This window comes from Nocardioides halotolerans DSM 19273 (assembly GCF_000422805.1).
Lineage (GTDB): Bacteria > Actinomycetota > Actinomycetes > Propionibacteriales > Nocardioidaceae > Nocardioides > Nocardioides halotolerans.
Map to the genome: position 1 here is coordinate 89,620 of NZ_AUGT01000012.1, position 12,442 is coordinate 102,061.

At 72.9% G+C, this 12,442-nt stretch carries 10 protein-coding genes; 7 read left to right on the forward strand and 3 right to left on the reverse strand.

Annotated features, from left to right (window positions below; genetic code table 11):
* Positions 1-205 precede the first annotated feature (205 nt).
* The 3 genes from G514_RS0103350 to G514_RS0103360 are packed head-to-tail and all read right to left on the reverse strand — an operon-like array spanning position 206 to position 4,910.
* On the reverse strand, positions 206-2,593 hold the full coding sequence (locus tag G514_RS0103350; RefSeq protein WP_028650611.1) for a transglutaminase TgpA family protein: 2,388 nt from the start codon (positions 2,591-2,593) through the stop codon (positions 206-208).
* Positions 2,594-2,596: 3 nt separating this feature from the next.
* On the reverse strand, positions 2,597-3,913 hold the full coding sequence (locus G514_RS24605) for a DUF58 domain-containing protein (protein WP_084151748.1): 1,317 nt from the start codon (positions 3,911-3,913) through the stop codon (positions 2,597-2,599).
* Positions 3,914-3,926: 13 nt separating this feature from the next.
* Positions 3,927-4,910, reverse strand: coding sequence for an AAA family ATPase (locus G514_RS0103360; protein WP_084151749.1), 984 nt, complete (start codon positions 4,908-4,910; stop codon positions 3,927-3,929).
* 284 nt (positions 4,911-5,194) lie between these two features.
* On the opposite strand from G514_RS0103360, the gene mraZ reads away from it, so the two are divergent.
* From mraZ to mraY, 7 genes are all read left to right on the forward strand, one after another.
* Positions 5,195-5,626, forward strand: a complete 432-nt coding sequence (mraZ, locus tag G514_RS0103365) for a division/cell wall cluster transcriptional repressor MraZ (protein WP_028650613.1) — start codon at positions 5,195-5,197, stop codon at positions 5,624-5,626.
* 312 nt (positions 5,627-5,938) lie between these two features.
* Positions 5,939-6,088: a hypothetical protein gene (locus G514_RS30090; RefSeq protein WP_157544574.1), complete on the forward strand. Its 150-nt coding sequence runs from the start codon at positions 5,939-5,941 to the stop codon at positions 6,086-6,088.
* Between the two features lies 1 nt (position 6,089).
* Positions 6,090-7,058, forward strand: a complete 969-nt coding sequence (rsmH, locus tag G514_RS0103375; RefSeq protein ID WP_028650614.1) for a 16S rRNA (cytosine(1402)-N(4))-methyltransferase RsmH — start codon at positions 6,090-6,092, stop codon at positions 7,056-7,058.
* Between the two features lie 70 nt (positions 7,059-7,128).
* Positions 7,129-7,695 (forward strand): cell division protein FtsL, encoded by a 567-nt coding sequence (gene ftsL / locus G514_RS28915; protein WP_051246631.1) that lies wholly within the window; start codon positions 7,129-7,131, stop codon positions 7,693-7,695.
* Between the two features lie 140 nt (positions 7,696-7,835).
* A complete protein-coding gene (locus tag G514_RS0103385; RefSeq protein WP_028650615.1) occupies positions 7,836-9,668 on the forward strand; it encodes a peptidoglycan D,D-transpeptidase FtsI family protein in 1,833 nt (610 codons plus the stop codon).
* A 14-nt stretch (positions 9,669-9,682) separates the two neighbouring features.
* Positions 9,683-11,227: a UDP-N-acetylmuramoyl-L-alanyl-D-glutamate--2,6-diaminopimelate ligase gene (locus G514_RS0103390; RefSeq protein ID WP_028650616.1), complete on the forward strand. Its 1,545-nt coding sequence runs from the start codon at positions 9,683-9,685 to the stop codon at positions 11,225-11,227.
* A gap of 102 nt (positions 11,228-11,329) precedes the next feature.
* Complete coding sequence (gene mraY, locus G514_RS0103395; RefSeq protein WP_028650617.1) at positions 11,330-12,433, forward strand: phospho-N-acetylmuramoyl-pentapeptide-transferase; 1,104 nt, start codon at positions 11,330-11,332, stop codon at positions 12,431-12,433.
* Positions 12,434-12,442 lie beyond the last annotated feature (9 nt).

Consider the following 12,442-nt stretch of genomic DNA (forward strand, 5'->3'; position numbering starts at 1 on the left):
CTGGGCCTTCGCTCGTGGCCCCGGGTCAGGGCGTGGCCGGGGCTGTCGCCCCGGGCTGGGGCGGCGCGTCGCGGGCAGTACCTCGCGCCCCCATGGCGTAGCGCTACCCGCGCCGCGGCCAAGCCCCTTGACGCTCCGGGGCGCCAGCCCCGGCCACGCCCCGCGCATCGCCGTCGTTCCGTCATCACGGGTGGGGGGCGGATGCTCAACCAACGTGGTCGACGACGCGGCCCGCCATGGCGGGCTCGGCCGACCCCGCGGTGTGCGTACGCCGGACCGGCGCGCGGCGCACGAACACCGAGCGTGGCCACCAGCTCGCGGCGCGGCGGGCGCGCTTGGGGGCGCCGCCGTGGAGGGCCTCGACGCAGGTCTGCATCTCGGCGCGCCAGGTGCCGTGCTCGCTGCCGTCGTTGCGGGCGTAGCGGAGCCGCTCGAGCGAGTGCACGATGCGGTCGAGCGCGACGACGGCGTCCGGGTTGGTGTCGGGGCCGCGGCGCGGCCGCTCGGGGGTGTAGTCGTCGCGGGGGGCGCCGAAGAGCTGGACGAGGGCCTCGCGGGTCTGCCACGGCGAGCGGTGCTGCGGCCACGGCAGCCGGAGGTCGAGCGCGGTGTCGCGCAGCTCCTCCCACGCCTCCTCGGGGCCGAGCAGCCCGCGCTGGTCGCGGCGCCGCCGGCGCAGCGTGCGGGGGCCGAGGGCCACCAGGGCGAGCACCAGCACGAGCGCGAGGCCGCCGGCGACCCACGTCCACGGGAAGCCGCCGCCGTCGGACTGACCGGCCGCCTGAGCGTCCGGGGTGTCCTGCGGCTGGGCCTCGTTGGGGGCCCGCGTGGGCACGTCCTCCTCGCGAGGTCCGGTCGCGGTGGGGTCGTCGGTCGGGCCGATGGTGACGTCTTGCAGCGTGTAGTCGGGCACCCCGCTGGCCCGGGTGGGCGGCGTGGGCTCGAACCGCACCCAACCCGACCCGGAGAAGAACAGCTCGGGCCAGGCGTGCAGGTCGTGGGAGCTGTAGACCCAGGTGTCCTTGCCGACCCTCTCCGGCTCGAGGAACCCGACCGCCACGCGGGCGGGGATGCCGAGCTCGCGGGCCATGACCGCCATCGCCGCCGCGAACTGCTCGCAGTAGCCGACGCGGCCGCCGTTGCCGTCGGTGAGGAAGCGCACCAGGTCGTCGCTGCCGTTGCCGAGGTCGACGTCGGTGCTGTACTCGAACCCACCGTCCTCGCGGAACCACTGCTGGAGCGCCACCGCCTTCTCGTAGCGCGTGCCCTCCTCGGAGGTCACGTCGGTGGCGAGCTTCTTCACGAGCGGGTCGAGCCCGGTCGGCAGGTCGGTGAAGTCGCGTGACACCAGGGCGTTGACCGGAGGCGCCTCGGCGAGCTTGTTGACGTCGTAGTCGAGCTGGACCGACTGCAGCGTCCAGTTGAGCTGGGAGGTGTCGAGGTCGTCGTTGCTCGCGAGGAAGTCCATCGTCGAGACGTCGTAGCGCCAGTCGCCGGGCGCGTCGACGAGGCTCACCAGGGGGGTGGTCGGCAGCCAGGTGGAGCGGAAGTCGCGCTCCGCCGCCAGCCGGTAGTCGTACTTGGTGCGCTCGAGGTCCGCGGAGACACCCACGAGGCCGGGCATCGAGCCGTCGGCGGTCTGGCTGCTCGGCACCTCGCGGTCGCCGGAGCTCCACTCGTTGTCGCTGAACCGGTTGAGCACGGCGATGCGGAGGTAGGACGGGTTCGGGTCGTCGGTCGTGATCGTGAGGAGGTCGCGGTCCTCGCCGCGGACCAGGTCGCGCTTGAGGTCGACCATCGGGTTCTCGATGCTGATGTCGTCGTCGCCGCCGGAGCCCGGGCCGAAGTCGAACAGGTGCACGCTGAACGTCGGGATGAGGATCGGTACGACGACCGAGAGCGCGGTGGCCACACCGCCGATCGCGCGCGCGCCGGTGCGGGGCCAGGTCGGCACGGAGAGCGGCTTGGGCTCGGAGTGGCCGTGGTCCTCCGCGAGGATCGGGCCCCAGCGGGCGATCTGCTCGGACTCCGCGAGGAAGATCATCGCTAGGAAGCCGACCGCCGTGGCCGTGTAGAGGACCCAGTGCGGGCTGTCGCCGGTCATGCTGACCGGGACGCTGTAGATGGTCAGCAGCGGCAGCCCCGCCAGCGGGACCCGGCGCAGGGTGCAGGCGAGGACGTCGACGAGCAGCAGGCAGGCGGCGCCGCCGGCGATCAGCAGCGGGTGGACGGGTGGCTCGCCGCTCGGGACCGGCGGTGCGAAGCGGTTCGCGCTCTGGGCGGCGTCCTGGAAGGCGAGCTGCAACCGGTCCCACGCGTCGCCGACCGGCAGCGGCGACCCGCTGACGAACGCGCAGACGACCATCGCGACCAGCACCACCTGCGCCAGCACGAGCAGCGCCCGGGGCAGCCGCCACCAGCGACCGACCGCGCCGGTGCCGGCGACCACGGCCGCGATCACGAACAGCGGGCCGAGCGTGCGGCCGAACTCCTGGGTGAAGCCCTGCCAGGTCAGCAGCGAGACGAGGGTGGTCGCGGCGGCGACCGCCGAGAGCCCGGCCATCGCCATCGGGTGCGAGCGCACGGCGGCCATGCCCTAGACCCCCTCAGGCAGGAAGGACTCGGCGCCGGCCGGGACCGAGACGGGCGGCTCAGGAGCGACGCCGCGCGACCGTGAGCTCTGGGTGTGCCGGCGTCCGAGCTCCTCCCAGACGGTCTCGAGCCGGTCGGCGGGGCCGAGCGCGACCGAGCGCCAGCCCTGCTGGCTGAGCATGCCCGACGCGTCGCGACCGGCCTGCTCGGGGGAGAGCCACGCGTCGACGTCGACGGCGATCGCGAGGGCCGAGCCGCTGTGCGCGTGCATCCGGCGCAGCACGGGCACGTCGCGCTGGTCGACGTGACCGAGCACGGCGACCAGCAGCCCGTCGCCGCCCGCCTCGGTGAGCCACCCGGTGTCGAGGGCGGGCCGGGGGAGCGGCTGCACGACCGCCAGGGCCTCGAGCAGCGGGCCGGTGTTGAGGTCGGTCTCGCGGGTGTGCCAGTCGTTGGCGCTGTCCTCGCCCGCGGCGGTCACGAGCCGGACCGTGAAGCCGCGCTTGCTCAGGTGGACCGCGATCGAGGCGGCCGCGGAGACCGCGGCCTCGAGCGAGGACGCGATGCCCTGGCCGCGGTGGGCGACGACCCTGTTGTCGAGGAACAACGTGGCGCGCGACTCCCAGGGCTGCTCCTCGCGGCGCACCATGAGCTCGCCGACGCGGGCCGAGCTGCGCCAGTGGACCCGCCGCAGGTCGTCGCCGCGGCGGTACTCGCGGACGGTGACGTCCTCGGCGCTGCCCATCGCGAACGCCCGCGGCCGGTTGTCGCCCGAGCCGGTCCACGCCCCGCCGAGCGGGATGTGGCTCAGCCGCACCGTGCGCGGCGTGACGGTCAGGGGGACGGTGGTGCGGAACGCGCGGCCGAGCTCGACGAGGCCGAACGGGTCCTTGACCCGCACGGTGACGGGACCGATCTCGAAGCGGCCGCGGACGTCGGAGCGGATCTGGTAGGTCACGTCGCGGTGCCAGCCGTGGCCGATGCCCTCGAGGACGAACCGCGGCCGGGTGCCGAGCACGTAGGGGAGGTGGTCCTCGAGGAGGAGGACGCCGCTGGGCGCGCGGCCCTCGTTGACCAGCGACAGGCTCACCGACGCGGGCTGGCCGGCGGCGACCAGCTGCGGGTTGACCGTGCGCACCAGGGCCAGCCGGTAGCGGCTGCGGCCGATGAAGAAGGCGCTGACGAGCGGAAGGGCCAGGACCAGCACGCCGACGCGGCTCAGCGAGGTCTGGCCGAGCACGATCGCGCAGACGATCGCGGTGATGCCCGCGGCCACGAACGCCCGCCCGCGGACCGTGAGCCCGGAGAGTGCCTCGCGCATGGGTCGCCTCCGACTAGGAGCCGGCGGGCACGGGCACGCTCGCGACGATCGCGTCGAGGATGGCGGAGGTCGAGCGACCGCTCATCGACGCCTCGACGCTCGGCAGCAGCCGGTGGGCGAGCACCGGCTTGGTCAGCCCGTGCACGTCGTCGGGGAGCACGTAGTCGCGGCCCTGCATCGCGGCCATCGCCTTCGCGGCCCGCACCAGGTGGAGCGTCGCGCGCGGCGACGCGCCGAGGGAGAGCTCGTCGGAACGACGGGTGGCGGCGGTGATCGCGACGGCGTACCGCTGCACCGCCTGCGAGACATAGACCTGCCCGACGATGCCGATCAGCTTGCGGATCTCGGCGGCGTCGGCCACCGGCTCGAGGTCGTCGAGCGGGTTGGAGCGGGTGTGCGAGTCGAGCATCGCGATCTCCGCGGCCTCGACCGGGTAGCCGACGGACACCCGCGCCATGAAGCGGTCGCGCTGTGCCTCGGGGAGTGCGTAGGTGCCCTCCATCTCGATGGGGTTCTGGGTCGCGATGACCATGAACGGCGCGTCGAGCTGGTAGGTCGCGTTGTCGACGGTGACCTGCCGCTCCTCCATGCACTCCAAGAGGGCGGACTGGGTCTTGGGCGAGGCGCGGTTGATCTCGTCGCCGACGACGATGTTGGCGAAGACGCCGCCGGGCCGGAACTCGAACTCGCGGCTGCTCTGGTTGAAGATCGACACGCCGGTCACGTCGGACGGCAGCAGGTCGGGCGTGAACTGGATGCGGCGCACCGAGCAGTCGATGCTGCGCGCCAGCGCCTTGCTCAGCATCGTCTTGCCGACGCCGGGCACGTCCTCGATGAGCAGGTGCCCCTCGCCGAGCAGCACCACGAGCGTGGAGGACACCACGTCGGCCTTGCCCTCGATGACCTTCTCGATGTTCGCACGGATCCGGCCCACTACCCGGGCCAGAGTCTCCAGATCGGCGCCACCAGCTGGGGCTGCCGCAGTCGGCGTCTCCACGTCGTTCCTTCCGCTCCCTGTCTGTCACCACGGTAGGGCGTCCCGGCAACTTACGCGGTCGAGCGCGAAGCCCACGTCACTTCCACGATCACGAATAGGTCTCAGTTCAACCGCGCGGCCACGCGCCGGCCGCGAGCGCCCGCCAGGGAGGTCTCGGGGAGACGAGGGGACAAAAGGGGTCGGAAGTGGTGAATGGTGGTTGACGGTGGAGTGAAGTGGAGTAATGTGGAGGAAAGTGGAGGAAGCAGCCACCGACGACGACGAGCAGGTCATGGAGGCGCCCGATGTTCTTCATGGGCACCTACACCCCGAAGCTCGACGACAAGGGGCGGCTGATCCTCCCGGCCAAGTTCAGGGAGCGACTGTCGGAGGGGCTCGTGGTGACACAGGGGCAGGAGAAGTGCCTCGACGTCTTCCCGTCCGACGTCTTCATGGAGGAGGCCGACCGCGCCCGCGCCAAGGGCATGACCTCGCGGAGCGGGCGTGACCAGATCCGGATGCTCTTCTCGAGCGCCGAGGAGGTCGTGCCGGACAAGCAGGGCCGCATCCCGATCCCGGCGCCGCTGCGCGACTACGCGGCGATCAGCCGCGACGTGATCGTGATCGGCGCGATGGACCGCGTCGAGATCTGGGAGCCGTCGCGCTGGCGCGACTACAACGCGGCCGCCCAGGAGACCTTCGCCGACCTCGACGAGGACGGCCGTCCGCAGGACTGACCAGCACGCACGACCAGCACGCACGACCAGCACGCACGACCAGCACGCACGACCAGCACCACCGGCAGCACAACTGAAGAGCGGTTCGCAGGGCGAGGTCTCGGCCCGCTCCCCACCTGAGCGTCCCCTGGCGCACCTTCCCCGGTGCCAGGCGACTTCCCACCTCGGGTGTGCGCCAACTGGGACACCTTCCCCGGCCCCAGTCGGCAGCGGAGCGGCCTGAGACCTGGCCCTGCGAACCCTCCACTCCGCTCCACCGACGCCACAGCTCCACCTCTTCCCCGCCGCACCGAGTCATCGAAGGGTCGATCGATGAGCTACTCCACCGAGATGCCGCCGGCGCCACGCCGGGTGCGCGAGCAGGCCCGGGAGGCCCTCGTGCTGATGGCGTTCTCGGCCCTCACCTCGGTGGGGCTGGCCACCGCGCTCGTGGTCCTCGGCCACCTCGGACAGCAGGGCTGACATGGCGAGCCCCGCTCACGTCCCCGTCCTCCTCGACCGGGTCGTGGCCCTCCTCGCGCCCGCCCTGCAGACCGAGGGCTCGGTCATGGTCGACGCCACCCTCGGGCTGGGCGGGCACACCGAGGCCGTGCTGACCCGGTGCGAGCTGGCCCGGGTGGTCGGCATCGACCGCGACCCCGACGCGCTCGCGCGGGCGGGGGAGCGGCTGGCCGGCTTCGGCGACCGGTTCACACCCGTGCACGCGGTCTACGACGAGCTGCCCGACGTCCTCGACGACCTCGGACTGGGCCGCGAGGGCGGCGTCGACGCCGTGCTCTTCGACCTCGGTGTCTCGTCGATGCAGCTCGACGTGCGGGAGCGCGGCTTCGCCTACGCCGAGGACGCACCGCTCGACATGCGCATGGACGGCACGACCGGCCCGACCGCGGCCGACGTCCTCAACACCTACTCCGCCAAGGAGCTGGCCCGGGTGCTCCGCGAGTACGGCGAGGAGCGCTTCGCGAGCAAGATCGCCGCGGCCGTGGTCCGCCAGCGCGAGCAGGCGCCGTTCACCACCTCGGCGCGGCTCGTCGAGCTGCTGTACGCCGTGATCCCCGCTCCCGCCCGCCGCACCGGCGGTCATCCCGCCAAGCGCACCTTCCAGGCGCTGCGCATGGAGGTCAACGACGAGCTGGCGGTGCTGCGGCGCGCGGTGCCCGCCGCCATCGACGCGATCCGGGTCGGCGGCCGCGTGGTCGTCGAGTCCTACCACTCCCTCGAGGACCGGCTGGTCAAGCAGGCGTTCGCCGCCGTCACCAGGTCGGTCGCGCCGCCGGACCTCCCCGTCGTGCCCGAGGAGCTGCAGCCGGCCCTGCGGCTCGTCACCCGGGGCGCCGAGCAGGCCGACGAGTCCGAGATCGCCGCCAACCCCCGTGCCGCTTCGGTCCGCCTCCGCGCGGTCGAGCGCATCAAGGACAGGACCGCAGCATGAATACCCATCGACACCGCTCGCAGAGGCGCTCCGCGCGGGGTGCTCTCGCTTCCGACGGGGCCCGACAGGCATGAGCACTCCCGCCCTCCAGCTCCGCGAGCGACTGCCGCGGCTCGCCGACGAGGCACTCGACCGGGCGCGGCTGACCGTCGTCCCCCGCCGCCGGGTCCGGGCGGCCCGGATGCCGTTCGTGACGCTGGTCAGCCTCATCCTCCTCGGCGGCGTCGTCGGGCTGCTCTGCTTCAACACCCAGATGCAGCAGGCGTCGTTCGCCGCGACCCAGCTCGAGGCGCAGTCGGACAACCTGGCCGCGCGCGAGCAGACCCTGCACGACGACCTGCAGCAGCTCCGGGACCCGCAGGAGCTCGCGCGGCGCGCCCAGGCCGCGGGGATGGTCGTGCCCCAGACCTCGTGCACCCTCCGCCTGGCCGCAGCCACGACCCAGGGCACCTGTGCGCCGGCCACCGCCGACAGCACGCCGCCGCTGGATCCGCGCCCGCCGAGGAAGCCGGCCGTGCTCGACCCCGACCCGGTTGTGGTGGTGGTGCCGCCGGCCGCCGGCGCGCAGGGCCAGGGCGGCCGCCATGACCAGGGCGGCCGGGGCCACGAGGGACACCACGACACGGCGCGGGGCTGACCGGATCCGGGCGACCGAGCGAGCAAGATAGCCCCACCTGCAACACCAGCCTCACCAGAGCACACGAGTCACACCAGTCATCACCGGCACCACCGGACCGCCCTTCCCCGCCGACCCACCCGAGAGACGACGAGAGACACGTGCCCCGCAACCGAGACCGCCGCCCGGCCGGCCGCCCGGCGACCGCCGTCGTGACCACGGCCGGGCGCGGCAGTCGGCGGGGCTCGCCCCAGACCCGCCTCCGGGTCGGGTTCGTCATGATCGCGATGGTGCTCTCGCTGTTCGGGGCGCGACTGGTGCAGCTGCAAGGGCTCGACCCCGGGTCGTACGCCGCGATGGCGGCCGCCGAGGGCACCGTCGACGTGGTCCTGCCGGCCCAGCGTGGCGACATCCTCGACCGCAACGGCCAGCCGCTCGCGGTCTCCATCGACGGCCTGATGATCGTCGGCGACCCGCAGATGACCGAGGACAAGGCCCCGGAGATCGCACGGTTCCTGAGCCAGAAGCTCGACGTCGACTACTTCGCCGTGCTCAAGCGCCTGCGCGGGCTCAAGGAGGGCAGCCGGTTCGAGTACCTCGCCCGGCACGTGCCGTCCACGCTCGCCACCGACGTGATCCACGAGGCCGAGGACCGCGGCTACGAGGGGCTCTCGACGCGCCGCGACGCGGTGCGCACCTACCCCTCCCACGACATCGCCGCCAACCTCGTGGGCTTCGTCGGCACCGACCAGCCCTACGGCGGTCTCGAGGAGGTCTTCGACAAGGCGCTCTCGGGCAAGGACGGCAGCGAGAGGTACGAGGTCGGCGCCGGCAACCGGATCCCGCTGGGCGACAACACCACGGTGCCCGCCGTGGACGGCCAGGACCTGCGCACCACCATCGACCGCGACCTGCAGTGGTACACCCAGCGCGTGCTCCGCCAGGCCCGCGAGGCCTCGGGTGGCTCCTCCGCGATCGCGGTGATCATGGACTCGCGCACCGGCGAGGTCCTCGCGCTCGCCGACGACCCGACGTACGACGCGGACGCCCCGGGCGAGTCGCCGGTCAAGGACCGCCGCGCCCGCTCGCTCAACCTCGCCTACGAGCCGGGGTCGGTCGAGAAGGTGCTCACCCTCTCGGCCCTGATCGACGCGGGCAAGGTCAACGCCCGCACCGAGCTGCTGGTCCCCGGCGAGCTGCACCGCCAGGACCGCGTGATCCACGACCACTGGGAGCACGGCCTGATCAAGCTGACGCTGGCCGGCGTGCTCGCCAAGTCGTCCAACGTCGGCACCGTCCTCGCCTCGGACCGTTTCGAGCCCGGCCAGCTCCGCGCCTACCTCGCGCAGTTCGGCCTCGGCCAGCCCACCAACGTCGGCCTCGGCGCCGAGTCGCGCGGCAACCTGCCGGACCCGAGCGTGTGGAACAGCCAGATCGGCGACCGCATCGCCTTCGGCCAGTCGCTCGCGGTCAATGCCATGCAGATGACGGCGGCGGTCAACACCATCGCCAACCACGGCCTCCGGGTCGACCCGACGCTGATCCAGGGGCAGGCGAGGCGCGACGACGGCATGGAGATCGGCACCGACGTCTCCTCGACCCGGCAGGTCATCTCCAAGGAGGCGGCCCGCCAGATGACGCTGATGATGGAGCGGACCGTCGACCCCGAGGACGGCGTGGCGCCCAAGGCGCAGGTCCCCGGCTACGTCGTCGCCGGCAAGACCGGCACCGCCCAGCGCGTCGGCACCTGCGGCACCGGCGCCGCCAAGCACAGCTGCTACGACGGCACCAACACCGTCTCGTTCGCGGGCTTCGCACCCGCCCAGAACCCCCGGTTCACCATCTACGTGGTGATCCAGGCGCCCACGATCGCGGGCGCCGGCGGCGGCGCGACCGCCGGACCGGTGTTCTCCAAGCTGATGGCCTACGCCCTCCAGCGCTACGGCGTCCCCCCGATCGAGAAGAAGCAGACACGCCTCCCCGTCGAGTGGTAGGAGACACTGCCCGGGTGGTGAGCGCACAGACCCGGCCCGAGCGCCCGCCGCACGTGGCGTGGGAGACGCTGGTCGCCTGGGTGGCCGAGCTCGCCGAGCCCGACGGCCCCGCCCAGCCCCACGCCCAGCCCCACGCCCAGCCCCACGCCCAGCCCCACGAGGCGATCACGGGCCTCACGCTCAGCTCGGAGCGCACCCGGCGGGGCGACCTCTACGTCGCCCTGGCGGGCGCCCGGTCCCACGGCATGGACTTCGCGGAGCAGGCCCGCGCGGCCGGGGCCGTCGGCGTCCTCACCGATCACGAGGGGGCGGCGCGCGGCCGGGCCGACCTCGCGGTCGACGACCCCCGGGCGCTGCTCGGCCGCCTGGCCGCGCGGGTGTACGGCGAGCCGGCGGCCGCGATGCGGATGATCGGCGTCACCGGCACCCAGGGCAAGACGACGACCACCCGGCTGGCCGAGGGCGGCCTCGAGGGCGCCGGCGTGCGCGCGGGGGTGATCGGCACGGTCGGCACCCGCATCGCCGGTGAGGACGTGAAGACGGCCCTCACCACACCCGAGGCCCCCGACCTGCACGCGCTGTTCGCGGTGATGCGCGAGCGCGGGGTCACGGCCTGCGCCATGGAGGTGAGCAGCCACGCCCTCGTCATGGGACGCGTCGACGGCGTGGTCTTCGACGTCGCGGTGTTCCTCAACCTGGGCCGCGACCACCTCGACTTCCACGCTGACGAGGAGGACTACTACCGCGCCAAGGCCTCGCTGTTCACCCCCGAACGCGCCCGGCTGGCGCTGATCGGCATCGACGACGAGCACGGCCGCCGGCTAGCGAGCGAGACCGGGCTGCCCGTGCAGACCTTCTCGACTCAGGGCCGTGACGCCGACTGGACCGTGGCCGACGTGCGACCCGGGCCGGACGGGTCGTCGTTCCGCGTGCTCGGCCCGGGGGTCGACGCCGAGGCGAGGGTCCCGCTCCCGGGTGCCTTCAACGTGAGCAACGCGCTGGCCGCGGTGGCCGCCTGCGGCGAGGCCGGGCTCGACGTACCGGCCGTGGCCCGGGCCATCGGCAGCGGGGTCGGCGTCCCCGGCCGCTTCGAGCGGATCGAGGCGGGCCAGCCGTTCACCGTCGTGGTCGACTACGCCCACAAGCCCGACGCCGTCCGGGCCGCACTGGAGAGCCTCCGGCCCCTCACCGACGGGCGGCTCCTCGTGGTCCTCGGGGCCGGGGGAGACCGCGACCCCGGCAAGCGCCCGATCATGGGCGAGCTCGCCGCCCGGCTCGCCGACGTGCTGGTGGTGACCGACGACAACCCGCGCACGGAGCCGCCCGCGGCGATCCGCGCCGCCGTCCTGGCGGGCGCCCGCGGCGGCACCGCGCGGCTGATCGAGGAGGGCGACCGCCGCGCCGCCATCGCGACCGCGCTCGACCTCGCGGCGCCCGGAGACATCGTGGTCGTCGCCGGCAAGGGTCACGAGACGGGGCAGGAGGTCGACGGCGTCGTGCACCCGTTCGACGACCGCGAGGTGGTCCGCGAGCTGCTCGCGGCCCGGCAGCAGGAGTAGCGCAGGCAACATCGGGCAACCGCTCCTCGGCGGGCCGCGTCGGACTCCGGAGCGACGTACGGAATCATGTCTGAGCGGTCCGGGTCGGAGGAGAGGGGAGCGATGAGAGCCATCCTGCTGAGCGGCGCGCTCTCGCTGTTCGTGTCCCTCCTCGGCACGCGCGTGGCCATCAACCAGTTCCGCCGGCTCGGGCTGGGCCAGCAGATCCGCGACGACGGCCCCACCAGCCACCACACCAAGATGGGCACGCCGACCATGGGTGGCGTGGTCGTCATCCTGGCGACGCTCGTCGGCTACTTCGTCGCCAAGCTGGCCACGATGTCGGCGCCGACCGGGTCCGCGCTGCTGCTCCTCTTCCTCTTCGTCGGGATGGGGCTGGTCGGGTTCCTCGACGACTACATCAAGATCGCCAAGCAGCGGAGCCTGGGCCTGCGCAGCAAGGCCAAGATGATCGGCCAGACCGTGGTCGCGCTGGTCTTCGGCGGGCTCGCGGTCTCGCCGTGGCTCAAGGACGACGACGGCATCACGCCCGCCTCGAAGCACCTGTCGTTCATCCGCGACTGGGAGGGCATCGCACTGCCCACGATCGTGGTGATGCTGCTGATCTGGCTCATCGTCACCGCGACCAGCAACGGCGTGAACCTCACCGACGGGCTCGACGGCCTCGCCGCCGGGGCCTCGATGATGGTCTTCGGCGCCTACATGCTCGTGAACATCTGGCAGAACAACCAGTCGTGCGCGTCCTCGAGCCTCGACCCCGACAACCAGAGCCTCTGCTACACCGTGCGCGACCCGCTCGACCTCGCCGTGGTCGCGGCGGCGCTCACCGGCGCCTGCTTCGGCTTCCTGTGGTGGAACGCCTCACCGGCCGCGATCTTCATGGGCGACACCGGCTCGCTCGCGCTCGGCGGCGCGGTGGCCGGCCTCGCGATCCTCACCCGCACCGAGCTGCTGCTCGTCATCCTGGGCGGGCTGTTCGTGCTCGAGACGGTCTCGGTGATGCTCCAGGTGACGACCTTCAAGATCACCAAACGCCTGACCGGCACCGGACGCCGGGTGTTCCGCATCGCGCCGATCCACCACCACTTCGAGATGCTCGGCTGGGAGCAGGTCACCGTCACGATCCGCTTCTGGATCATCACCGGCATCTGCGTCGCGGCCGGCCTGGGCGTCTTCTACGCCGAGTGGGTCTCGGGCATCGGATGATCCGACGGC

Excerpts from the sequence above, each read along its gene's own strand:
- G514_RS0103350 (WP_028650611.1), bottom strand. The coding sequence starts at position 2,593 with ATGGCCGCCGTGCGCTCGCACCCGATGGCGATGGCCGGGCTCTCGGCG.
- G514_RS24605 (WP_084151748.1), bottom strand. The coding sequence starts at position 3,913 with ATGCGCGAGGCACTCTCCGGGCTCACGGTCCGCGGGCGGGCGTTCGTG.
- mraZ (WP_028650613.1), top strand. The coding sequence starts at position 5,195 with ATGTTCTTCATGGGCACCTACACCCCGAAGCTCGACGACAAGGGGCGG.
- G514_RS30090 (WP_157544574.1), top strand. The coding sequence starts at position 5,939 with ATGAGCTACTCCACCGAGATGCCGCCGGCGCCACGCCGGGTGCGCGAG.
- rsmH (WP_028650614.1), top strand. The coding sequence starts at position 6,090 with ATGGCGAGCCCCGCTCACGTCCCCGTCCTCCTCGACCGGGTCGTGGCC.
- ftsL (WP_051246631.1), top strand. The coding sequence starts at position 7,129 with ATGAGCACTCCCGCCCTCCAGCTCCGCGAGCGACTGCCGCGGCTCGCC.
- mraY (WP_028650617.1), top strand. The coding sequence starts at position 11,330 with ATGAGAGCCATCCTGCTGAGCGGCGCGCTCTCGCTGTTCGTGTCCCTC.